Origin of the sequence: Pseudomonas fluorescens, from assembly GCF_001708445.1 — a bacterium.
In the GTDB taxonomy this organism is placed as follows: domain Bacteria; phylum Pseudomonadota; class Gammaproteobacteria; order Pseudomonadales; family Pseudomonadaceae; genus Aquipseudomonas; species Aquipseudomonas gorinensis.
Window position 1 is genome coordinate 705902 of record NZ_CP015637.1, and the last position, 23296, is coordinate 729197.

Here is a 23296-nt window from a genome sequence, read left to right on the forward strand (position 1 = left end):
GGCCGCTTAAACCGGACGGCAAATCCAGTGCAAATAACGCCCAAGTCCGGCAAAGCTTGGGTGACGACGGTGAGCAAGTTCCATTTCCAGCAAGTCCTGCAAATCCGCACGGGCCTGGAATTCCACCGGCATATAGTCGTGGAACACCCGCACACCACTTTGGCTTTCGACCTGCCAAAGCCCTTCGAGTTGCGCCGCTAACGCCCTTGGATCCAGGGGTTGCTGGGGCGTAAGGCTCTGCTTTTCGCCGGCCATGTCGTTCTTGCGCATCTTGCGGAAGTGGCCTTTGAGCAGGTTGCGATAAATCAGCGCATCGCGGTTATAGAACGCCAGCGACAACAGGCCATCGGGCGCGGTCAGCTGGTGCAGCACCGGCAGGATCGCATGGGGTTCGGCCAGCCACTCCAGCACAGCGTGGCAGAGCACCAGGTCATAGGGCTCGGTGAGTTGGCCGAGCAGGTCTTGCCAGGGTGCCTGGATAAAGGTCGCGCTCTGCCCCGCGTCGGCAAAGCGTTGGCGCGCGCCCTCGAGCATGGGTTCGGCGGGCTCGGCCAGGGTCACCTGGTGGCCGCGTTCGGCCAGCCACAGCGACATATGCCCCAGGCCGGCGCCGATATCCAGCACGCGCAGGGGCCGGTCCGGCAAGGCTTCGCTGAGGTCAGCCTGCAATACGGCAAGGCGAATCGCGCCCTTGGCACCGCCGTAGATCTTCTCGGCGAAGCGCGTGGCCAACTGGTCGAAATGACGATCAGTCATGGGCGAACCGCCGTTCGCTGTCGGCCAGTTTGGCGCGTACGACCTGGTCCATGTCCAGGCCCAGTTCGCTGCACAGCAACAACAGGTACAGGACGATATCGCCGACTTCCTGCCCGGCATGGGCAAGCTTGTCGGCTGGCAACTGGCGGGATTGGTCTTCGGTGAGCCACTGGAAGATTTCCACCAGTTCGGCCATTTCGACGCTGGCCGCCATGGCCAGGTTTTTCGGGCTGTGGAACGGCTTCCAGGCATTGGTATCGCGGATGCGGTGCAAGCGTTCGGTGAGGTGTTCGATATTCATGAAAGGCTCCTGAAGGGGTATAGCTTCGGGGGGATGGGCCTTGAAGGCAAGTGAATAGCGGGGGGTGTTCTTAAAGACGCCATCGGGGGCACTTGCCCCCAATAAGCGCCTAGTCGACGACACTGAACTCGATCCGGGCTGTCTGGCCGGCTTCATCAAGCACGCTGAGCTGGTAGCGGCCCAACTGCTCGAAACTGGCGTTGATGCTGTCCTGGTTGGCACTGTCGCCCAGCGGCGCGCCATTGAGGAACCACCAGCGTCGGCCGCTGCCGCCCAAGGCGGAGATTTTCAGGCGCAGGGCCTGTTGGCTGGCGGCGGGCAGGCGCAGTTGATCGCCCTCGCGCACGCCGACAATCGACAGCGGCGAAGACGCGGCCAATGCCGGCGGCGGGCAATCCGGGTCGGCTGCAGGGATACGCGCTTCGCGCCGCTCGGCCCTGGGTAGCCAGGGTTCCAACGGCGCGGGCCATAGGGCGATGTCTTTGGCGAACGCCCCTGGGCAATGGGCATCGACCCGCAAGCCCTTGGCGTTGACCCACACGGTTTCCTTCAAGCCCACGCTCAGCGGTTGATCCAGCGCCTGCAAGGTTGGCGGCGTGGTGTTGTCCAGGGTCCAGGCGAAGCGCTGGCGCCGGCAATTGGGATCACTGCGGCTCATGGGCTGGCCCAGCGGCCAACAGATGGCCGCCACGCCGACATTGGCCGGCACCGCCTTAACCGGCGCAGTGATCCCGCGCTGACTGTCGCGGTTAGTCAGCACATCGTGCACCTGCAACATCAACGGCGCGGCCGATGCCAAGCCGAACTGGCCAGGCACCGGGGTGCCGTCCGGTCGGCCGATCCACACGCCGATCAAGTAACGCGGGCCCACACCGATCGCCCAGGCATCGCGGAAACCGTAGCTGGTGCCGGTTTTCCAGGCCAGCACCGGCCGTTGCACCAGCTCGGCGCGCGGGTCGCGGTCGGGCCGCGCCTGGCCGCTGAGGATGCGCCGTACAATCCAGGCGGCACCGGGCGATAGCATTGGCCGCTCCCTCAGCACATCGTCCGGCTGCAAGCGGATCGTGGCGCTCCTGCCGTCCCGGGCGAACGCGCTGTAGCCACTGACCAGGTCTTCCAGACGGCTACCCGCGCCCCCCAGGATCAGCGCCAGGTTCGGCTCGGCCAATGCAGGCAACGCCAACGGTATACCGCCTATGCGCATCTGCGCGGCAAAGCGCTTGGGCCCGTAGGCTTCCAGCAGTTGCACCGCCGGCAGGTTCAGCGAACTGGACAGCGCCGTGCTTGCCGGCACCGCACCGGTAAAACCCATCGAGAAGTTGCCCGGCCGGTAATCGCCATAACGCCGGGGTACGTCTTGCAACAGGGATTCGGAATGAATCAACCCTTCATCCAGGGCCATGCCATACAGGAACGGTTTCAAGGTGGAGCCTGGCGATCGCAACGCGCTGATCATGTCCACATGGCCAAAGCGCCTGGCGTCGTTGATATCCACCGAGCCCAGGTAGGCGCGCACGGCCATGGTCTCTTCCTCCACCACCAGGATCGCGGCCGAGGTGTGCTCCGGCAAACGTGCGCGCCAGCCCAGCAGCAGGTCTTCAAGGCGACGTTGCAGGGTGGCGTCCAGGGTGGTGCGGATCAGCGGCGGGCTGTCGGGGCGGTTCAGGCGGCGGGCGAGCAAGGGGGCCAGGCTCGGCTCCAGGCGGGGCGCCAGCAGCAGCGGTTCTTCAAGGGCTTCATCGACCGCCGAGGGCGGCCAAACCTGGAACTCGGCAAGCCGGCGCAGCACTTTGTCCCGCGCGTGCTGGGCGCGTTGGGGATGACGGTCCGGGCGCAGGCGGCTTGGCGCCTGGGGCAGTACGGCGAGCAAAGCGGCTTCGGCATGGGTCAGTTGCGCCGGCGACTTGCCCAGGTACGCCCAACTGGCCGCCGCCACGCCCTGCAAGGTGCCGCCAAACGGCGCGCGGTTCAGGTACAGGTTGAGAATTTCTTCCTTGGACAGGTGCCATTCCAACTGCGCCGTACGCCATAGCTGGCGCAGCTTGCCGTAGAAGGTGCGCGAATGCGGGTCCAGCAAGCGCGCGACCTGCATCGACAAGGTGCTGCCGCCCGATACTACCCGCGCGCCGGTCAGGTTCTGCCAGGTGGCGCGCGCCAGTGCCAGCGGGTTGATACCGGGGTGCTGGTAGAACCAACGGTCTTCATAGGTGAGTAACGCATCGAGGTAATACGGCGATACTTCGCTGGTCTGCACCGGATAACGCCACACCCCATTGGCATCGGCAAACCGCCACAATGGCGTGCCATCCTCAGCCAGCACCACGCGCGCCAGGTCATCCTTGGGCAAGGGCAAAGGCCAGATGCGATCAGCCAGCCACAGTAGCGCAACCAGCAGCAATACAGCGCCCAACGCCCACCGCAGTACCCGTTTAAGGCGGCTTGTTCGCGAGGGCGGCGAGCCATTGGGTATAGCGGTCACAGACCCACCGCCATCGGGAGCAAGCCCCCTCCCACATTCGTCGGCGCATCCCCATGGGAGATTAATCGCAAATTCAACCCCGCAAACCTCTATGCTTCAGGGAACTAGCCGCCCCCAGGCACGACCAAAGGCTCAGTCCTGGCAATTTTGTCCACTCCTTCATCGAGACGCACCTATGCAAGCAGACTTTTTCGGATGGCTGGGTCACACCCTGGGCTTGATCATCCATTACATCGTCGAGTTCTTCAGCGGGCTGTTCAATATGCTGTCCAACGCCGGTGGCGATTTTGTCGAAGGCCTGTCCCGGGCATTGGGCATGGACACCTCGATCATCAGCATCATCACCTTGATCGTCGGCCTGCTCTTTTTGTATTCGGCCGTGCGCGCCTTTATGCGGGCCTCGATCATCGTCGGCGTCATCTGGTTGATGCTCGGCCTGTGGCTGCTCAGCTGGGTCGTCCACTAACCCCGAGCGTGCAGCCATTCCCCTGCAAGCGTACATCGGCTTCTGTAGGAGCGAGGGGGACGCCTAGTTCTTGCTCGCGAAAAACGTCAACGATAACGCGTGTGTCCTGAATGAACGCGGCGCCTGTGAGTTTTTCGCGAGCAAGCTCGCTCCTACAAAAAGGGCTTATACCAAGCGGGGCTATCAGCGCCCCTTGATCACCAGATCCGCCGGTGTCTCACCCACCGCCTGCCAGTTCGGTCGATACATCGACTCCACCTGCGGCGGCGGCACGCGGTAGGTGCCTGGCGTCACCGCCCGCGCCAGATACAGCAAATGCGTGGTGCCAGAGCCGTCCAGGTTGATCGCCGCCACATAGCGGTCATCACGAAACTCCTGATGTTTGAGCGACGCGTTCTGCATCGACTCACGCCACTCCTTCACCTGGCTGCTGGCGTTCTCCAGGCTCGCCGCACTCTGCGCGAGGTTCTGGTTCTCCAGCTCCAGGCCCGCGGGCAGCAAGTCCACGACCAACGCATCCGGCACCCGTTGCTTGGCGCTCACCGCCACATGCACCAGCACCAGATCGCCGCTGTTCACATTACGCAGGTTCAGCGGCTGCCCGTTCATGCCCAGGTATTCACGGCGGATGCTCAGGTTGTCGCCGCCTGCGGCCGGTGGCACCTGTGGATAACCGGAAATCGTCAACTGCTGGTACACCGGCGCCTGGCCCTGATTGCTCAGGCTCAGGTCGCTGGACAACTGTTTGCCATCCAGCTCAAGCGTCGACTGCTGATTGTTCAACTCATGCACGCCACCACTGCCGGTGAGCGATACCTGCCAGTTGGCCTCCGGCTGGGCAAAGCCCAGGCGGCCGGCCAGGAACAGGGAATTACGCTCCTGGGTCGACAGGTACGGGCTGGCGGCCAGTTGATCCGACAGGGTGAACAAGCGCTCCTCACGCTTGCCCTTGGCCAGATCATTTTCTTCCAGCAAGGCCAGGATCATCGCCTGGTCACGCAACGGGCTGCCGTAGTCGGCCAGCCACTCATTGGCATTGCGTTGCGCCGCCAAGCCGGCCAGCAGCGCCTGATCGGCACGCGGCTGGTCGCCCATTTTCTGCAAGGCGATGGCCAATTGCACCAGCGGCAAGCCGGACCGTGCATCGCTGCGCCGCTCGAAGATGCTGCGCAACGCGCCCAATGGCGCCTGTTGGCTGCGCGCCAGGACCATGCCCGCATATGCCTGCACGGCAAAGCGGGTGTGGTCGGCGTTGTCGCTGTAGTCGACTTCGATCAGGTTGCGTTCCTGCACGTAGCGCAGCAGACGCTCACTGGCTTTTTTCAGCGCTTCGGGTGGCACGGCAAAACCCTGGTCGCGGGCGCGCAGCAGGAAGTCGGTGACATAGGCGGTCAGCCAATATTCTTCTTCGCCATCGGCGCCCCACAAACCGAAGCTGCCGTTGTAGCGCTGCATGCCCAGCAGGCGTTCGATACCCAGTTCGATCTTGCGTTTGCGCGCGGCATCCGGCTCGCCCTTGACGCCCAGGCGCTTGAGCAAGGCGTCGTCGGCATACAGCGATGGGTAAAGGCCGCTGGCGGTTTGTTCGAGGCAACCATAAGGGTAAGCCTTGAGCGCACTGATCTGCGCGCCGAGGTTCAACGGTGGTCGGCTCGACAGGCTGAGCAATGCCTGGCGCCCCGATGCATCGAACTGATCCAGCGCGCCCGACGGCAGGCTCCACGGCTGATCCTTGAGGACGGCGCGGTAATGCTTGAGCAGCGCCGGGTACGCCGGACGTACGCCCAAGGTCCATTCACGACTGAACGGCGGCAGGTTTTCGCCCGGCAGGTCCAGGCCATTCACGCTGACCTTGACCTTGCCTTGCCCCAAGCCGCCCCAGGCTTTCACCGGGATCCGCAAGGTGGTGCGCTGGCCTTGCTTGAGCTCGACGGTTTGAGCCCCCGCGTTGACCAATTCCAACTGCCCTTCGGCGGTCAGTTGCACATCAAGCTTCTGCGCCTTGCCCGACAGGTTGGAGAGGTCCAGCGCCAGGGTGGTTTCATCTCCCCCGGCGAGGAAACGCGGGGCCGACAATTCGGCAATCAGCGGTGCGGCGATCACGGTCTTGCCTTCGGCCATGCCGTAGCGGTCGTCGCTCCAGGCCTGGGCCATCAGGCGCAGCTCACCGTTGAAATCGGGGATATTGACGCTGACTTCGCCCTCGCCCTGCTCGTTCAACGTCACTGGCGCGCTCTGGAGGGCGACGATGGTCACACTGGTGTCCGGGCGCTTGCCACCCTTGGCCAACGCCGCGTCACCCCCGAACGCCAGGCTGGCCAGACGGCCCTGGCCGGCTTCGATCAACTGGCCATAGATGTCAAATTGGTCCACACCATAGGCCTTGCGACCGAACAGGCTGGAGTACGGGTCGGGCGTGGGGTATTCGGTGATATTGAGAATGCCCACGTCCACCGCCGCCAGCAGCACATGCACCTGTTTGGGCACGCTGCCGTCGGCATTCCTGGCGGCGATTTTCACCGTCAGCGCCTGCTTGGGGCGCATTTTTTCCGGGGCGGTGAGGGTCAGGCCGAGTTTGCGCTGGGTGCGATCCAGCGGCAGGTGAAGCAGGCCCACCGCGCGTTTGGGGGTGATATTGGCCTTGCGCTCGCCGGGACGAATCACCAGGGCGCTCACATACAGATCATGGCGCGACCATTTCGGGTCAAGCTTCACCGCGAAGCTTTTGCCCTCGGCGGGGACATCGATTTCCTGCCACCACAACGGCCCTTCGCTGGATTCCACCAACAGGTAACCTTTGCCAGCGGCCGGCGGAGTCACGGTGACGTTAGCGGTATCACCGTCGCCATAGGCCGGCTTATCCAGCGCCAGCTTCACTTGGTCAGGGCGCACGGCGCCGCCTTCGGTGTTGTCCTGGGCCTGGTAGCCGGCCCAGAAGCGCAGGCTGCTGACCAGCCCGGTCTGCGGGTCTTCGACCTCGACACGGTACGGGCCCCACTCCACCTGGAAGCTGACCTTGGCGGTGTCGCCGGCCTTGATGTCGAGGGTCTGTTCGTCGAGGTTGAGGAATTTTTCGTTGTAGTGATAGCTCCAGCCGTCGCTGTCCGAGTAGTTCCAGTAATAGTCGCGGCGCTCGCGTACCAGGCGCACCTTGAGGTTTTGCGCGGCGAGTTTCTGGCCCTCCTGGTTGGCCACCAGCACCTCGAATTCCACCGGGCCATCGCCATTGGTTTCCTTGCCGTCAAACAGCCCGCGCAGGCCCGGCAGTTGCTCGGCCGGCCAGATCGGCTGCACCAGGCGCCGGGTAATCGGCCGCCCGCCCGACTCCTGCAAGCTGGCTTGCACGATCAGTTGCAGCGGCGATTTGGCCTCGGCCCATTTGCTTTCCAGGGTCAGGGCCTCCTGGCCCTTGGCGTCGAGCACGCTTTCGTCCAGCTCGAAATCCTGGCTCAGCTCCTCTTCGGTGACGGAGCCGAACTGGTAGCCGGGCAGCGACTTCACCGCTTCGCGCAGCGGCCGTACATACACTTGCCCGCTGACCCGATTGCCTGACGCCGGGGCGCCATACAGATAGCGGCCGTTGACGTGGATCACCGGGTTATCGGCCGGGCTCAACGCGCTGTCGCTGCCCTTGAGCTCCAGCGCCAGGCGCTCGGGCAGGAAGTCTTCGACAAGGAACTCATACAACTGCGGCTTGCCGTCACCCAGGTCGAACACCAATTGCCAGCGCCCGGTCGGCGCTTCGCCGGCCAGTTGCAGTGAGTATTGATACAGGCCGGAGGCGTCGGCATCCCACACGAACTTACGGCTGACCTGCTCATCCGGGCGGCGCACTTCGACGCTCACCGGTTGCGGCTTGACGGCGTTGCCGTCCTTGTCGCGCAACAGCGCATTGAGCAACACGGTTTCGCCGGGGCGATACAGGTCACGCGGGCCAAACACAAAGAATTGCAGCGGGTGTGCGGGTTGGCCGCCAATGTCGAACTCCGCCAGGTCCAACGCCGCGCTGTCGAGGCGCAACAGACTGGTCTGCTCGCCCTGCTTGGCCAGCAGTACCTGGGCCTTTTTCGGCAACGGCAACTCGGCGTGGCCGCCCTTCTCGGTCTTGCCCTGGCCCAGCACACGGCCGTCGGCATCGAGCACCTCGAGGTCCACGCCATCCAGTGCCTTGCCGCCTTCCAGAGCCTGGGTAAACACATCCAGGCGATTGGCGTAGCGGTGCACCGACAAGCCGATATCACTCAAGGTAAACAGCGTGGCCGGTTGCGAATAGTTGTAGGTGCCCGACGCGCGCATGACCGCCAGGTAAACCCCCGGCTGTTGCAATTGCTTGAGACCGGCAATCGGCAACAACAGGGTTTCGCGGGTATTGCGGGCAGGGTTCAGGTCGAAACGCCCACCGTAGACCAGGTCGGCCATCGGCAGCAGTTCACGCGATTCATAGCTTTGCAGGCTGGTGTTGCGCCCCCACTGCGCCAGGAACGACGGCAGGGATTCGGGCTTGATACGGAAAAATTCAACGTCGATCTTGTCGACGTTCAACGCGATCACCGGCAGGCCCTCGGCCAGGCGCGTCGGCAACAACGTGCCGCGGCTGGCGAAGCCGACAGTGGCTTGCAGGTCGCGTGTTTCCAGGCGAGCACTGTACTCGGCGGGCAGCAGGTTGTTATTCACCGCGCGCACGCCGGGATCAATCGTCAGCACCAACTTGCGCTGCGGCTCCAAGTGGCGCAGTCGCAATTCCATCAGGTTATCCGACAGTTCCCAGGCGCCGTCGACCTTGCCGGACTTGCTGTCTACCAGATGGAGTTTGTCGGCAAACTTCTGCTCCGGATCCAACGGAATGGAAAAGCTCACCGACAAGGTGCTGGCCCCGTCCAACTGCACCTCGGACACGTCCACCACGCTCAACTCGCGACCGGCATAGCGCTGCTTCAACGCCGCCACATCCACCGCCGCCTTGGCCGGTTTCGGCGCCACGCTGGTTGCCGCCGCAGGTGCGCTCGGCGCAACCGGTTTATCGGAAGAATCACAGGCGCTCAGCAGGGCCAGCGCGCAAGCCAGGAACAGTCCTTTGTTAAGCATGGGGCACTCGTAGTCAGAGGGAACCGAGGGGTGAACTATATATCAGCGCCGGCCAAGCCGATGTGGCGCTGGTCACATTGACCGACGGAGGGTGGTTTGGTTCTGCGGCGGGTCGAGGGGACGGTTACAATGCCGCTCCACCAAGGAGCCTGCATGCCCACCCTACTGACCGACTGGCGCCACCGCCCCACCCATCGCCGGGTCTGGGCCCTGGCCGCGCCGATGATTCTGTCGAACATCTCGGTACCGCTGGTGGCCCTGGTCGACAGCATGGTCATCGGCCACCTGCCCCATGCCCACCAACTGGGTGCCGTCGCGGTCGGGGCCAGCCTGTATACCTTCCTGGCCTGGGCCATGGGTTTTCTGCGCATGGGCTCCACCGGTTTCGCCGCCCAGGCCGCCGGGCGCAATGACGGGGCGGCGTTGCGGCAAATCCTGTTGCAAGGTTTGCTGTTGGCGCTGGGCCTGGCGATGTTGCTCGGCACAGTGGGTATTCCGCTGAGCCACCTGGCCCTGGAATGGATGCAGCCCTCCCCCGAACTCAATCAACTGACCCGCGAATTCTTCCATACCCGCCTGTTCGGCCTGCCCGCCGCGTTGGCCAGCTATGCCCTGGTCGGCTGGTTCCTCGGCACGCAGAACGCGCGGGCGCCGTTGGCAATTTTGCTGACCACCAACCTGGTCAACATAGCCCTCAACCTGTGGTTCGTCCTTGGCTTGGACTGGGGCGTAGTCGGCTCCGCCCGCGCCTCGGTGATCGCCGAATGGACCGGTGCGCTGCTCGGCCTGGCCCTGACGCAAAAAGCCCTGCGTGCCTATCCTGGGCATATTGCCTGGACCGCGCTCAAGCGGTGGCAAAGCTGGCGCCCGCTGCTGGCGGTGAACCGCGACATCTTTATCCGCAGCCTGGCGTTGCAGTCGGTGTTTTTCATGATCACGGTACAAGGCGCCCGCCTGGGGGATGCCACGGTGGCGGCCAATGCGCTGCTGCTGAACGGCCTGTTGCTCACTGCTCATGCGTTGGACGGCCTGGCCCACGCGGTCGAAGCCCTGTGCGGCCACGCCATCGGCGCCCGCGATCGCCAATCGTTGCGGCGCTCAATGGTGGTCGCGGGCGGTTGGTCACTGATCGCCAGCGTCGGTTTCGCCCTGCTGTTCACCTTCGCCGGCCACCTGTTTATCGCCATGCAAACCGACATTCCCAGCGTGCGCGAAACCGCCGACATCTACTTGCCTTACCTGGCGCTACTGCCGTTGATTGCGGTGTGGAGTTATTTGCTCGATGGCCTGTTTATCGGCGCCACACGGGCGCGGGAGATGCGCAACGGGATGTTGCTGACCGTGATATTGGTGTTGCCCGTTGCCTGGGCGTTGCAGGGGTTGGGCAATCACGGGCTTTGGATCACGTTTCTGCTGTTCATGGCACTGCGCAGCCTCACGTTATGGGCGATCGCCTGGCGACTTAACGATCAGGACCGATGGCTCAGCCCCCCCTGAGCACAGTAGGCATCATTGGATTGTTACAAAGCGGCTTGACATTTTCGGGACACAAAAACCACAGAGCACTTGATAGCTGCGTGGCTAGACATCCAACCCCCCGAATTAAGGTCGCCCCTGAATGAACATACTTACGACGCCACCGGCGTCCCTCCTCTCTGTTCCCCCCGCCGAAGCACCGGCGAAACCGGACAAGACTCAGCATTTCGCTGTGCTGGCGGACGATGGAAACGCCAGGATCCGAAGCCTGTCCACCTATGAAACGAATGCCAAAGGCGAGCAGGTCCTGGACATCTGCAGGGTCCTGATTACCACCTACGACCAGGCCGACATTGTCAGTATCAGCGTAGGCGCAGACCACCAGCTCAACGCACGTATAAATGGCAAAGACTACAAACTCCCACTGACCGCCAATAACGATGCGCACTCGCTGAGAATCAAAACTGCAGGAGGAAATGACCGTATTAACGTCGACGAGCAGATCAACATCGAAATGCACATACACGGTGGCGACGGCGACGATTTTATTGTGGCGAATGGACGTGTGGGCAGCGTAACCGGCGATACAGGCAACGACTACATACGTTTGGGAACCGGCCATGTCGTGGCGTTTGGCGGTGACGGCGACGGCGACGATATCATGATCGCAGGCGCCGGCAATGCCGTGATATCGGGCGGCAAAGGCAATGACAAGCTGTACGCCAGCTACCCCGCACAAAAGACAGATCTGCGCCAGGTGTACCTCAATGGCGACCAGGGTAACGACGAACTCTATGCGGGGACGGGTAGAAGCATCTTAAACGGTGGACTTGGCGACGATAAACTCGTTGGCTACCGCCAGACCACGATCTATACCGGGGCGGGCCAGGATTCGGTCCACTCCTACGACACTCAGGATCGGATCTACGCCAAAAAAGCCGATAGGGTCCACGCCCCCGAACAGGTAACACCAGCCTCAGTCGAATACACCAACGCAGGCAAACAAGGCTTCAAGATAGAGGGCCCCGCAGAATTCGTTGAACGGGTAGAGGACTATCTCGAGCAACTCAGGGGGTCGCCGGCGGGGCAGAAAATGTTTCAGGAAATGGACCGCCTTGCCGAGAAAAATGGCGGGCCGGTGACCATAATGCTCTCCGACTTCATCGCGCTGAACTCTTATCAATTCGCCAATGCGTTCAGCGACAACATACCTGACGGGGAGTATGAAAAATTCCAGTACCGGCCTGAGCTTGGCTATATAAAAGATGGTGTTGCCGGGTCGCCCGCCACACATGCAAAGATAGCCTTTGACCCCGATCACTTCGAAAAGACCTTTACCCTATCGCCCTTGATTGCGCTGTACCACGAGATGAGTCATGCCTATGACGGCGCCACCGGGCGGTTCATACCAGGCACTTCGCTGATATTTAACAAAGATGGCAGCCCGGCCATGGACCAGGGCCAGCAGTTGCAAGTGGAGAACCTCGAGTATCAAGCCGTAGGCCTTCCACCCTTCGATCACGACAACAACCCGCTGACCCCTCCCATCACAACCAACCCCTGGCCATTCAACGAAAACGCCCTGCGCGCAGAAATGAACGTACCGCTGCGGGATCGATATGACGTGGAGGAGCCCCCACACATGGTTTAGGAGGATAGCCGCAGACGCTGCCAATCCCCCCGTTAAAGACCAATGGGTGTCAGGAAGACAGGTATGAAGACCGCGTCAGCCCCAGGCGCAAGGCATCGAGGAACTGCGTGCGCTCAGATGCACTGATCTTCGCACTCGCACACTTGTCACGGTAATGCGTCATCAGTTCCTCCGGCGACAAATGCACGTAGCGCAGCATGTCTTCGATGGTGTCGTGGGTCTCGATACCGGCGCTGTACACCGAACCGTCTTCACGCTGGTAGATGTTCACCGAGTCGGTGTCACCGAACAGGTTGTGCATGTCACCGAGGATTTCCTGGTAGGCGCCGACCAGGAAGATACCCAGCAGGTAGTCCTCGCCATCGTTCAAGGCGTGCACCGGCAGGCTGGTCTCGATGCTCTGCTCGTCGACGTATTGCTTGATCTTGCCATCGGAGTCGCAGGTCAAGTCTTGCAGCACGGCACGACGCAACGGTTCTTCGTCAAGACGGTGCAGCGGCAGGATCGGCAATACCTGGCCGATGGCCCAAGTGTCCGGCAGGCTCTGGAACACCGAGAAGTTGCAGATGTACTTGTCGGCCAGCTTGTCGTTGAGTTCGTCCAGCACCTGGCGATGCGAGCGCTGGCGGGCTTTCAGCGAGTTATGCAGGCGGCGGCACACGGCGAAGTAGCACTGCTCGGCCAAGGCTTTTTCGGCCAGGGTCAGCTTGCCGTCGGCGTATTGGCTGGCCACGTCGCTCATGTAGTGGGTGGCACGCCAGTAAGTCTCGGTGACCATCTCGATGTCGGTCGGGCCGAGCAGGTCCACCAGCCACTGCACGGTTTCCGGCAGGTTTTCCTTGTTCTCAATCACCGGTACGTCGTCGTTGTGCTTCTCGACGTCAGTGACTTGCACCACCAGCATGGCGTGGTGGGCGGTCAGGGAGCGGCCGCTTTCGGAGAAAATGTTCGGGTGCGGCAGGCTCTGCGCATCGCAGAATTCCTTGAGCATGCCCACGACCACACCGGCGTAGTCGTCCATGTCGTAGTTGATGGAGCTGGCGTTACGGGAGTGAGTACCGTCGTAGTCCACGCCCAGGCCACCGCCCACGTCGATATGGTCCACCGGCAGGCCGAGGTTACGCAGTTCGCCGTAGTAACGAATGGCTTCCTTGAAGCCGTGCTGGTAATCGGCCAGGTTGGCGATCTGCGAACCCATGTGGAAGTGCAGCAGGCGGATGCCCTGGTCCAGGCCGGCCACGCGGAAGCGCTCGACCACCGACAACAATTGCGCCGCGGACAAACCGAACTTGGACTTCTCGCCACCGGTGTCGGCCCACTTGCTCGACGCCAGGGACGACAGGCGCACGCGCAGGCCGACCTGTGGCTTGACCTTGAGGTTGGCGGCTTCTTCGATCACCAGCTCAACTTCGGATTCTTTCTCGATCACGATGAACACGTTGTGGCCGAGCTTCTGGCCCATCAACGCCAGGCGGATGAACTCGCGGTCTTTATAGCCGTTGCAGACAATGGTGCCGCCCTTCGGTGCCAGGGCCAGCACGGCCAGCAGCTCCGGCTTGGAGCCGGCTTCCAGGCCGATGGACACGTTCTGGGTGGCGATGATGTTTTCGATCACCGCTTCCTGCTGGTTGACCTTGATCGGGTACAGCGCGGTGTATTTGCTCTGGTATTCCAGGCGTTCGATGTTCGAATCGAAAGCACCGGTCAGCTGGCGCACGCGATCTTGCAGAATGTCGGGGAAACGCACCAGCAGCGGCAACGACAGGCCGCTTTTGCGCAGTTCGTCCACTTGCTCGTACAGGTCGACCGGCGTGCTGTTCGGGCCGTTCGGACGGACTTCAACGCGACCGGCTTCATTGATCGCGAAATACCCGGCCCCCCAATGGCGAATCCCGTAAACACTGCGGCTGTCCGCAACTGTCCATTGGCTGCCATCGTCTTTGCGTGTGCGTCGTACGGACATCGAAGTCCCCTATAAATGAAGGCGAAGGCGCTGCCCCTCGTGGAGGCAGGCGCAGTCTAAAGAATGAAAATGACGATTTGCCTGTAAGGGAGGTAGACCCCACTCGCAGGACAGAGTTTAGACACAGGTTGCGAAGAGGCTTTCAGCCGCCGGACTTCTTGGCCTTGTAACCGAGCTTGATCAACTCGGCCAACAGCAACTCGACGTGATCGCCCTGGATTTCGATGACGCCGTCTTTCAACGCGCCACCGGTTCCACAACGCTTCTTCAGCGTGGTAGCCAGCTCCTTGAGCGCGTCTTCAGCCAGGGGCACGCCGGTGATGGTGGTCACCGTCTTGCCGCCACGGCCTTTGCTCTCGCGGCGCACGCGGGCAATGCCGTCGCCTTCGGGGATCAGGGTCTGTTTACAGGTACACGCGTCCACGGGCTGACGACAGTCCGGGCAGTGTCGACCTGCGTCGGTGGAAAATACCAGGCCACCAAGGGCGGCGAAGGATGCGGCTTTTTTGGCCACCGGCAATCCTCTTGGGAGGACAAAGACTGATCGGCGCGCCAGGCGCCACCGACCGCGAAGCCCCACTCAGGCAGGGGCAGCGCTACCGACCCGCCAAGGTCACGCTCCCCACCTGTAGGAGCGAGCTTGCTCGCGAAAATCGTCAACGATGACGCGGGCATTCTGAATGCACGCGGCGCTCTTGAGTTTTTCGCGAGCAAGCTCGCTCCTACAGTGATCCCAGGGTGAAACAATGGCGGTTCGGGTGAAAAGTCGCGCAGTGTAACGGCAAAAAGCCGACTTGCTAAGAGCCAAATGGCGCCAATTTATACAACTTTAGCGACGCAGGGCCAGATAGCGGCGCAAGCCCTCCTGGGCGTCCGGGCAGTAGGGCTTTTGTTCCGCTTCCTGCAGGACCGTTTCAATCGGCAAAAAGCGTGCTTCCATGACTTCTTCGGGCTGCAATTGCAGCGGGCCGTCCCACACGGCGGAGTAGGATTTGCACCAGAGGCGGCTCTCGCCATCTTCGAAGTAGAAATGGTCGTGCTCGGTCAACGCTACCCCGCTGACGCCCAACTCTTCCTCCAGCTCGCGAGCCGCCGACAATGCATAGGACTCACCGGCCGCGACCATGCCCCCCGCTGCCGTGTCCCAGAATCCGGGGTACAGGGCTTTGCTCAGGGTGCGCCGATGCACACACAACTCATCGGCCGAATTGAACAGGAAGATAAAGGTGCAACGGCCGATCAGGCCGCGCTGGCGAAGGTCGGACCTGACGAGGTGGCCGAGCAGATTGTCCTGCTCGTCGACCCAGCAGATCAGTTCGGCATCAGAGGCCGCACGGTGCGCGGCCTCCTTTTGAGTTGCGTCCATCATCAACCCTGGTTGAGTAACTGGCGCAGATCGATCACCGCCGCATTGGCCCGGGAAATGTAGTTAGCCATGACCAGCGAGTGGTTGGCCAATACGCCAAAGCCACTGCCGTTAAGAATCATAGGGCTCCACACCGGCTCCTGCGACGCCTCCAGCTCACGAATGATCTGGCGGACGCTGACGGTGGCGTTTTTCTTGGCCAGCACGTCGGCAAAGTCGACTTCGATGGCGCGCAGCAGGTGGGACAGGGCCCAGGCCTGGCCACGGGCCTCGTAGAACACGTTGTCGATCTGCATCCAGGGGGTTTCCACCACTTCTTCATCAACCTGCGGCACTTCACCGGGCGCCAGGGCTTCGGTTTTCAGGGCGGTGTTCAGCTTGACGCGGCCGACACTGGCCGACAGGCGTTGCGACAACGAACCCAGGCGCGTGGCGACGTCGCCCAACCAGTTGTTCAAGTTATCGGCGCGGGCATAGAACAACGCGCCCTTCTGGTTCGGGTCAGACAGGCGCGCTTCATAGCGGCTCAGGGAGTTGATGCCTTCCTGGTATTCCGACTCGCTGGAGGGCAGCACCCAGCTCTTGTTGTCGAAATTGAAGCGCGGCTCGGCCTTGGCCAGGTCGCTGTCTTCGGCCGACTGTGATTGCGAGCGGGCGAAGTCTTTACGCAGGGCGCGGGTCAGGTCGCGCACTTGCACCAGCACGCCGTATTCCCAACTGGGCATGTTGTCCATCCACAGGCCCGGCGGGAAGCGGTCGTTGGAGATGTAGCCACCCGGCTTATTGAGCAAGGTGCCGACCACGGTCTTCAGGGTTTCGACGGTGGTAAAGCCCACCACCATCTGCTTGCCATCCTTTTCGGCGGCGATTTGCGCATTTTGCTGGACCGGAAACAAGGCCGGTTCTTCGCTCCAGTACCAACCCAGGGCACCGGTCACGACCAAATACAGGCCAACCAGGGAGAGCAAGGCCCGACTCATCAACAGGTTACCCAGGTAGCCGCGGCGAGCCGACTTGGGCGCAGGGGCCGGGCCCTTTGCGCTGCCTTCACGGTTTTTCCAGTCCAGCATGGCGATATCCTTTCAATCACTTGAGTTCATGCACTTCTAATCGACGGCGTGCGTTCAAAAACTACGACCACAACCCTACCCCATCGTGCCAGCGCGTGCGGCGCTTTTAATCAAACGGGCGGTTGGCGAACTTCCGACTATAAAGGATGCACGCCATTTCCGCTGCGCGACTAATAGGTCGGTAACTGAATACCAGGGACATGCAGTTAATTGACGTATGACACTCATCGAACGGAAAAGAGGTGCTAGCATAGAGCCATCAGTTCGACCTCAGCATGCACCCTAACTAGTAGTCAGGATATGACCGAGCCAGAAGATCCCAGCCGTGAGCGCCTCAAGCACCATTTTGCCCAGCGGGTAATTCATCAAGCACGTCAAATTCTTGAGATCTGGCAGCGCCTGCAACGCAGCGAATGGTCCAGCGCCGACCTTTCCGAACTCAGCGAAGCCAACCTGCGCCTGCTGCGCTTCGCCGAGCGCTTCGAACAGCCGGAGCACGGCCAACTGGCGCACCATATCGGCGAGTCACTCAAGGCCGTGGACGAAAATCGCGGCCGCCTGAGCAGCCAACTGATCACCGAACTCAACCGCTTGATGCAACGCCTGTCCCGCACCGGCCTGCGCCAGGGCGACCAGCTGGAACAAACCTTCCTGCCGCCGATGCGCAAGCCGATCTACGTAATGCTCGCCGATCATGACCGCGCCGAACGCCTGGCCAAGCAGCTGGAGTTCTTCGGTTTGAGCGCCCAGTCCCTGGACAGCGTGGCAGCGTTCCGCGCATGCATGGCCGACCGCCTGCCATCGGCGATTGTGATGGACGTGGATTTTTGCGGCCCGGGCCTGGGCCTCCAGTTGGCCGCCGAAGCCCAGGAAGGTCTGGAGCAAAAGCTGCCGTTGCTGTTTTTCAGCCTGCACGAAACCGATACCCCGACCCGCCTGGCGGCCGTACGCGCTGGCGGCCAGGAATTCCTCACCGGTACGCTGGAAGCCTCGAGCCTGCTGGAAAAGATCGAAGTGCTGACCTGCGTCGCCCAGTACGAACCCTATAAAGTGTTGATCATCGACGACTCGCGGGCCCAGGCCCTGCATACCGAGCGTTTGCTCAACAGCGCCGGCATCGTCACCCGCACCTTGATCGAACCGATCCAGGCCATGGCCGAACTGGCGGACTTCCAGCCCGACCTGATCATCCTCGACATGTATATGCCGGCCTGCACCGGCACTGAACTGGCCAAGGTGATTCGCCACAATGACCGCTATGTCAGCGTACCGATCATCTACCTGTCGGCCGAAGACGACTTGGATAAACAGCTGGACGCCATGAGCGAAGGCGGCGACGACTTCCTCACCAAGCCAATCAAGCCGCGCCACCTGATCACCACGGTGCGCAACCGCGCCGCCCGTGCGCGCAACCTCAAGGCGCGGATGGTGCGTGACAGCCTGACCGGGCTGTACAACCACACCCATATCCTGCAATTGCTCGAAGACTGTAGCTTCCGCGCGCGCCGCGAGAACAAGCCGTTGAGCTTCGCCATGCTCGATATCGACCACTTCAAGCGAGTCAATGACAGCCACGGCCACCCCATGGGCGACCGGGTGATCAAGAGCCTGGCGTTGTTTCTCAAGCAACGTTTGCGCAAGACCGACTACATCGGCCGCTATGGCGGTGAAGAATTTGCGATTGTAATGCCCGACACCGACTTGGAATCGGCCTGCAAGGTGCTGGATGAAATTCGTGGCCGCTTTGCCGAAATTCACTACCCGGCCCAGCCCCAGGATTTGTGGTGCACCTTCAGCGCCGGGCTGGTGGAGCTGTGCGACGGCTCCGACAGCCTGATGATGGCCGCCCAGGCCGATGAAGCGCTGTACCGCGCCAAGGACGCCGGGCGCAATCGCGTACAAGCGGCGCGCACATCAAAGCAAAGTGCCATCTTTTCACCGGAATCCAGTGATTCCGTCATAACTCTGTAACGCAAACGCAATAACTTCAGGCACTTATCTTCGCTGTCGGTTGAAATTACGCATGCGCCTGAAGCTGCTGACCAATCTCAATACCCTCCTGCTGGTGGCCGTATGCCTGGCCCTTGGGGCGACGCTGTGGTGGTCGCAACGAGCGCTTGAGCGCCCCTATTTGTTGATGGAACGCTACCTGAGCCTGTCGCAGACCTTCCAGAACCAGGCCGCGCGCAATATCGACGACTACCTGGCCAGTGGCGATGCCCTACGCTTGAGCAGCGCCAGCCAGAGCCTGGAAAACCTGCTGAAACACCTGGACGAACTGCCGACGGCACTGGCGCAAAACCTGCGGCCCAGCCTGGTGGAACTGGATGCCTTCAGCAAAACCGACCTGCTCGCCGCTGGCAAACTGGCCGGCGACCCACAAGCCCTGTTGCTGCAAGCCGAGCGCGAACTGGGCGCAAACCTGGAGCAGTTGAGCCGGTACGCCATCGGCGTCAACACGCCGGACGCCGCGCGCTACTTGCCGCCGCTTTTAGCCGCCGCCCAACACCTGGGCAAGCTGTCCCTGGCCCGCGACAAGCTGGTGAGCAGCGGTCGCGCGGAGCTGGCCGATGATGTGGAGCGTGAAGTCGGCACTATCCGCAGCCAGGCAGACCTGCTGGAGCAATTGCCATTGCTTGGCGTCAAGGCCAGCACCGAGTCCAACACCGATGACTTTTCCGCGTTGATGGGCCTGGAAAACAGCGAAAAAACCGAAGCCCAGGACACGGGCGTCGACCTCAAGCGCGAACTCAACAGCCTGCTGACCCGCTACCCCGCCGAACTCAAGCGCACCCGCGAGCAGATCCAGCAACGCACCGCCCTGGCCGCCAGCACCCACCTGAAAATCACCGCCGTGCAGCAGGCCATCGCCAGCCTGGAACCGGTGGTGCGCGGGCAGCATGCGCAGATCCAGGGTGAAGTGCGCCTGATGCAAGGGGTGATGATTGGCCTGATCCTGTTGATCGCGCTGCTGATCGACACCCTCCAGCGGCGCTTGGCGCGGGTGCTGACCAACCTGGCACCGGCCTTGTCGACATGGGCCGAAGGTGACTTCAGCCAGCCGATTGCCCTGGGCAAGACCAACCGCGAACTGCGCGATATCGAGGCGTCCTTGAACCGGCTGCGCGCCTATCTGGTGGACCTGGTGGGCACCATTCGCGGCAATGCCGAAGAAGTGGCCGGCAGCAGCCGGGCCCTGGCCGAGTTGAGCAGCGGCCTGCACGATGGCGCCGAACGCCAGGCCGGGGATACCGCGCAGATCCGCGATTCCCTGGGCGAACTGGAAGCGACCATCCAGCAGGTGGCCGGCGATGCCAGCCAGGCTGCCGGCGCCAGCCGCAGCGCGGGCCAGGCGGTCGAGCAAGGCCAGCGGGTGATCGGCCTGAGCCTGACCGGACTGCATGCGCTGGTAGGCGAAGTGCAGCAAAACGCACAGATGATCGAAAAACTCGCCGAAGAGTCCGCGACTATCGGTGGGGTGCTGACAGTGATCCGTTCGATTGCCGACCAGACCAACCTGCTGGCACTCAACGCCGCCATCGAAGCCGCACGTGCCGGTGAGGCCGGGCGCGGTTTTGCCGTGGTCGCCGACGAAGTACGCACCCTGGCCCAACGTACCGCTGGCGCCACCGCCGAAATCCAGGGCTTGATCACCGGCCTGCAAACCGCGGCCCACCAATCGGTGCAGGGCATGCGCGCCCAGGTCGAACACGCCGAGGCCACCGCCCAGCAAGCCCAGGCAGCGGACGGCGCCCTGGATGAAATCGTCAGCGCGATCCAGACCATCTCCGACACCGCCGTGCGCATCGCCGATGTGACCGCGCAGCAGAGTGGCGCGGTGAGTGAGATTCGCGATAACAGCGAGCGGATTCACCAACTGGGTGAGGATAATTTGCTGCGCATCGGCCAGGGACGTAGCCAGGGTGAGCACCTGCTGGTGCTGGGTGGGCAGCTCAATACCGCCGTAAAAGCCTTCCGGGTCTGACCCCCCGCCAGGCGCCAGGTGAACAACAAATGTGGGAGGGGGCTTGCCCCCGATAGCGGAGTGTCAGTCGACATCTATGTGACTGATCCACCGCTATCGGGGGCAAGCCCCCTCCCACATTTGATCGCTACAGGTTTCAAGACGGTATTACCCATGACCGGATCCCAGGCCTCAGTCATAAATTTTGCGCTATCCTCGCTAATCGTGCCGCCTACTGCATAGAACTGGACAGTCACAAAGGCTTTGCGGCATAGTCGCCGGGTTCTGCCGTACCCACATCAATAACAAGGAACAGCCGATGGCGACCTTACTGGTTCTTCACGGACCCAACCTGAACCTGCTCGGCACCCGTGAACCGGGCGTCTACGGGGCAGTGACCCTCGATCAGATCAACCTTGATCTGGAACGACGGGCCCGTGATGCCGGCCACCATTTGCTCTACCTGCAAAGCAATGCCGAGTACGAATTGATTGATCGCATCCATGCCGCGCGCGGCGAAGGCGTGGACTTTATCCTGATCAATCCCGCCGCTTTTACGCATACAAGCGTTGCATTACGTGACGCGTTGCTGGCGGTGAGCATCCCATTCATCGAAGTGCATTTGTCCAACGTGCACAAACGCGAACCTTTCCGCCATCACTCTTACTTCTCCGACGTAGCGGTAGGAGTGATCTGCGGCCTTGGCGCCAGCGGTTACCGACTGGCCCTGGAGGCCGCCCTGGAACAGCTTGAAGAACAGGCCAAGCGCCCCTGACCGACCCTTGGGAGTTGATGATTCATGGATATCCGTAAAGTTAAGAAACTGATCGAACTGCTGGAAGAATCCGGTATCGACGAGCTGGAAATCAAGGAAGGCGAAGAGTCCGTACGGATCAGCCGTCACAGCAAGACCCCGGCCCAACAGTTCTACGCACCACAAATGCAAGCACCGGCACCTGCTGCCGCGCCGGCCGCCGCACCTACTGCTGCCGCTGCTCCAGCCGCACCGGCCGCGCCAGCGCTGAACGGCTTCGTGGTCAAGTCGCCAATGGTCGGTACGTTCTACCGCACCCCGGCACCGACCTCGCCAGCCTTCGTTGAAGTAGGCCAGACCGTGAAAGTGGGCGACACCATCTGCATCGTGGAAGCGATGAAAATGATGAACCACATCACCGCTGAAAAAGCCGGCGTCGTCGAATCCATCCTGGTAGAAAACGGTCAGCCGGTTGAGTACGACCAGCCGCTGTTCACCATCGTTTGAACCGCGGAGCGCCTTCGATGTTGAAACCTGCGAAGAAACTGCAAAAAGTCCTGATCGCCAACCGCGGCGAGATCGCGCTGCGTATCCTGCGCGCCTGTAAGGAAGAGGGCATCAAGACCGTCGCTGTTTACTCGACGGCCGATACCGAATTGATGCACGTGAAACTGGCGGACGAAAGCATCTGCATCGGCCCGCCACTGGCCACGAACTCGTACCTGAAAGTCTCGAACATCATCGCGGCCGCTGAAGTGACCGGCGCTGATGGCATCCACCCGGGCTACGGCTTCCTCGCGGAAAACGCCGATTTCGCCGAACAGGTGGAAAAATCCGGGTTTGCCTTCATCGGCCCGAAAGCCGAAACCATTCGCCTGATGGGCGACAAGGTCTCGGCCAAGGACGCCATGATCGCCGCCGGCGTACCCACCGTGCCTGGCTCCGACGGCCCGCTGCCTGAAGACGAGGCAACCGCCCTGCGCATTGGTCGCGAAGTCGGTTACCCGGTGATCATCAAGGCCGCCGGTGGCGGTGGTGGTCGCGGCATGCGCGTGGTGCACAAGGAAGAAGAACTGATCGAAGCGGCCAAGCAGACCCGCTCGGAAGCTGCCGCCTGGTTCGGCAACCCGATGGTCTACCTGGAAAAGTACCTGACCAACCCACGTCACGTGGAAGTGCAGGTTCTGTCTGACGGCCAGGGCCACGCCATCCACCTGGGTGATCGCGACTGCTCGCTGCAACGTCGTCACCAGAAGGTACTGGAAGAAGCACCAGCACCGGGCCTGGACGAGAAAGCCCGCCAGGAAGTCCTGGCGCGCTGTGTCAAGGCGTGCATCGACATCAACTACCGTGGCGCCGGTACCTTCGAGTTCCTCTACGAGAACGGTCGCTTCTACTTCATCGAGATGAACACTCGCGTGCAGGTAGAGCACCCGGTTTCGGAGATGGTCACCGGTATCGACATCGTCAAGGAGATGCTGAGCATCGCCGCCGGCAACGTGTTGTCCTTCACCCAGGACGACGTGAAGATCCACGGCCACTCCCTGGAGTGCCGGATCAACGCCGAAGACCCGAAGACCTTTATCCCGAGCCCAGGCCTGGTCAAGCACTTCCATGCCCCAGGCGGCAACGGCGTTCGCGTCGATTCGCACCTGTACAGCGGCTACAAGGTCCCGTCCAACTACGACTCGTTGATCGGCAAGCTGATCACCTGGGGCGCCACCCGCGACGAGGCCATGGCCCGTATGCGCAACGCCCTGGACGAAATCGTGGTCGACGGCATCAAGACCAACATCCCGCTGCATCGGGACCTGGTTCGCGATGAAGGCTTCTGCGAGGGTGGTGTGAACATTCACTACCTGGAACACAAGCTGGCCAACCAGTAAGTGCTCCACCCAACAAAGCCGCCTTCGGGCGGCTTTGTTGTTTGTGGGCCCTCTACTTTGAAGATGTACACAGTCCAAA

General features: G+C 61.9%; 16 protein-coding genes and 1 pseudogene. 9 read left to right on the forward strand and 8 right to left on the reverse strand.

All coding sequences use genetic code 11. The features are described from left to right. Nucleotides 1-6 precede the first annotated feature (6 nt). From A7317_RS03035 to pbpC, 3 genes are all read right to left on the reverse strand, one after another. Nucleotides 7-756 carry a methyltransferase gene (locus tag A7317_RS03035; RefSeq protein ID WP_069075184.1) on the reverse strand — a complete coding sequence of 250 codons (750 nt, stop codon included), beginning with the start codon at nucleotides 754-756 and terminating at the stop codon, nucleotides 7-9. Beyond that, nucleotides 749-1057, reverse strand: coding sequence for a MazG-like family protein (locus A7317_RS03040; protein WP_024073182.1), 309 nt, complete (start codon nucleotides 1055-1057; stop codon nucleotides 749-751). Before A7317_RS03040 ends, A7317_RS03035 begins: the two co-directional genes overlap by 8 nt. Before the next feature lie 109 nt (nucleotides 1058-1166). Beyond that, nucleotides 1167-3527 (reverse strand): peptidoglycan glycosyltransferase PbpC, encoded by a 2361-nt coding sequence (pbpC, locus tag A7317_RS03045; RefSeq protein ID WP_256335343.1) that lies wholly within the window; start codon nucleotides 3525-3527, stop codon nucleotides 1167-1169. Between the two features lie 184 nt (nucleotides 3528-3711). Between pbpC and A7317_RS03050 the strand changes: the two genes are divergently transcribed. After that, complete coding sequence (locus A7317_RS03050; RefSeq protein WP_024073180.1) at nucleotides 3712-4002, forward strand: hypothetical protein; 291 nt, start codon at nucleotides 3712-3714, stop codon at nucleotides 4000-4002. 183 nt (nucleotides 4003-4185) lie between these two features. On the opposite strand, the gene A7317_RS03055 is transcribed toward A7317_RS03050, so the two are convergent. Further along, nucleotides 4186-9087, reverse strand: a complete 4902-nt coding sequence (locus tag A7317_RS03055) for an alpha-2-macroglobulin family protein (protein ID WP_069075185.1) — start codon at nucleotides 9085-9087, stop codon at nucleotides 4186-4188. A gap of 153 nt (nucleotides 9088-9240) precedes the next feature. Here A7317_RS03055 and A7317_RS03060 point away from each other — a divergent pair, with 153 nt between their 5' ends. Together A7317_RS03060 and A7317_RS03065 are read left to right on the forward strand one after the other, a co-directional pair. After that, entirely contained in the window at nucleotides 9241-10584 is a 1344-nt protein-coding gene (locus tag A7317_RS03060) for an MATE family efflux transporter (protein ID WP_069075186.1), read from the forward strand. 121 nt (nucleotides 10585-10705) lie between these two features. Then, nucleotides 10706-12214 carry a M91 family zinc metallopeptidase gene (locus A7317_RS03065; RefSeq protein WP_081329145.1) on the forward strand — a complete coding sequence of 503 codons (1509 nt, stop codon included), beginning with the start codon at nucleotides 10706-10708 and terminating at the stop codon, nucleotides 12212-12214. A 49-nt stretch (nucleotides 12215-12263) separates the two neighbouring features. Here the strand turns inward: A7317_RS03065 and speA are convergent, their stop codons facing one another. Further along, nucleotides 12264-14177, reverse strand: coding sequence for an arginine decarboxylase (gene speA, locus A7317_RS03070; RefSeq protein WP_024073176.1), 1914 nt, complete (start codon nucleotides 14175-14177; stop codon nucleotides 12264-12266). A 142-nt stretch (nucleotides 14178-14319) separates the two neighbouring features. Further along, nucleotides 14320-14691, reverse strand: coding sequence for a translation initiation factor Sui1 (locus A7317_RS03075; RefSeq protein WP_017849660.1), 372 nt, complete (start codon nucleotides 14689-14691; stop codon nucleotides 14320-14322). Between the two features lie 126 nt (nucleotides 14692-14817). Here A7317_RS03075 and A7317_RS31345 point away from each other — a divergent pair. Next, nucleotides 14818-14907 (forward strand): annotated as a pseudogene (locus tag A7317_RS31345) (outer membrane lipoprotein carrier protein LolA); the annotation flags it as partial. A 99-nt stretch (nucleotides 14908-15006) separates the two neighbouring features. Here the strand turns inward: A7317_RS31345 and A7317_RS03080 are convergent. Beyond that, nucleotides 15007-15543, reverse strand: coding sequence for an NUDIX hydrolase (locus tag A7317_RS03080; RefSeq protein ID WP_041160831.1), 537 nt, complete (start codon nucleotides 15541-15543; stop codon nucleotides 15007-15009). A gap of 2 nt (nucleotides 15544-15545) precedes the next feature. After that, on the reverse strand, nucleotides 15546-16613 hold the full coding sequence (locus A7317_RS03085; RefSeq protein WP_024073174.1) for a DUF2333 family protein: 1068 nt from the start codon (nucleotides 16611-16613) through the stop codon (nucleotides 15546-15548). Nucleotides 16614-16913: 300 nt separating this feature from the next. Here A7317_RS03085 and A7317_RS03090 point away from each other — a divergent pair, with 300 nt between their 5' ends. The 5 genes from A7317_RS03090 (at nucleotide 16914) to accC (ending at nucleotide 23217) form a co-directional block, all read left to right on the forward strand. After that, nucleotides 16914-18584 (forward strand): response regulator, encoded by a 1671-nt coding sequence (locus A7317_RS03090; RefSeq protein ID WP_024073173.1) that lies wholly within the window; start codon nucleotides 16914-16916, stop codon nucleotides 18582-18584. A 52-nt stretch (nucleotides 18585-18636) separates the two neighbouring features. Continuing rightward, nucleotides 18637-20598 (forward strand): methyl-accepting chemotaxis protein, encoded by a 1962-nt coding sequence (locus tag A7317_RS03095; protein WP_069075187.1) that lies wholly within the window; start codon nucleotides 18637-18639, stop codon nucleotides 20596-20598. A gap of 298 nt (nucleotides 20599-20896) precedes the next feature. Beyond that, nucleotides 20897-21352: a type II 3-dehydroquinate dehydratase gene (aroQ, locus tag A7317_RS03100; RefSeq protein ID WP_024073171.1), complete on the forward strand. Its 456-nt coding sequence runs from the start codon at nucleotides 20897-20899 to the stop codon at nucleotides 21350-21352. Between the two features lie 24 nt (nucleotides 21353-21376). After that, nucleotides 21377-21838 carry an acetyl-CoA carboxylase biotin carboxyl carrier protein gene (accB, locus tag A7317_RS03105; RefSeq protein ID WP_069075188.1) on the forward strand — a complete coding sequence of 154 codons (462 nt, stop codon included), beginning with the start codon at nucleotides 21377-21379 and terminating at the stop codon, nucleotides 21836-21838. A gap of 17 nt (nucleotides 21839-21855) precedes the next feature. After that, complete coding sequence (gene accC, locus A7317_RS03110) at nucleotides 21856-23217, forward strand: acetyl-CoA carboxylase biotin carboxylase subunit (protein WP_024073169.1); 1362 nt, start codon at nucleotides 21856-21858, stop codon at nucleotides 23215-23217. Nucleotides 23218-23296 lie beyond the last annotated feature (79 nt).

Coding starts and splice junctions, on each gene's coding strand:
- A7317_RS03035 (WP_069075184.1), bottom strand. CDS start 756: ATGACTGATCGTCATTTCGACCAGTTGGCCACGCGCTTCGCCGAGAAG.
- A7317_RS03040 (WP_024073182.1), bottom strand. CDS start 1,057: ATGAATATCGAACACCTCACCGAACGCTTGCACCGCATCCGCGATACC.
- A7317_RS03050 (WP_024073180.1), top strand. CDS start 3,712: ATGCAAGCAGACTTTTTCGGATGGCTGGGTCACACCCTGGGCTTGATC.
- A7317_RS03055 (WP_069075185.1), bottom strand. CDS start 9,087: ATGCTTAACAAAGGACTGTTCCTGGCTTGCGCGCTGGCCCTGCTGAGC.
- A7317_RS03060 (WP_069075186.1), top strand. CDS start 9,241: ATGCCCACCCTACTGACCGACTGGCGCCACCGCCCCACCCATCGCCGG.
- A7317_RS03065 (WP_081329145.1), top strand. CDS start 10,706: ATGAACATACTTACGACGCCACCGGCGTCCCTCCTCTCTGTTCCCCCC.
- speA (WP_024073176.1), bottom strand. CDS start 14,177: ATGTCCGTACGACGCACACGCAAAGACGATGGCAGCCAATGGACAGTT.
- A7317_RS03080 (WP_041160831.1), bottom strand. CDS start 15,543: ATGGACGCAACTCAAAAGGAGGCCGCGCACCGTGCGGCCTCTGATGCC.
- A7317_RS03085 (WP_024073174.1), bottom strand. CDS start 16,613: ATGCTGGACTGGAAAAACCGTGAAGGCAGCGCAAAGGGCCCGGCCCCT.
- A7317_RS03090 (WP_024073173.1), top strand. CDS start 16,914: ATGACCGAGCCAGAAGATCCCAGCCGTGAGCGCCTCAAGCACCATTTT.
- A7317_RS03095 (WP_069075187.1), top strand. CDS start 18,637: ATGCGCCTGAAGCTGCTGACCAATCTCAATACCCTCCTGCTGGTGGCC.
- aroQ (WP_024073171.1), top strand. CDS start 20,897: ATGGCGACCTTACTGGTTCTTCACGGACCCAACCTGAACCTGCTCGGC.
- accB (WP_069075188.1), top strand. CDS start 21,377: ATGGATATCCGTAAAGTTAAGAAACTGATCGAACTGCTGGAAGAATCC.
- accC (WP_024073169.1), top strand. CDS start 21,856: ATGTTGAAACCTGCGAAGAAACTGCAAAAAGTCCTGATCGCCAACCGC.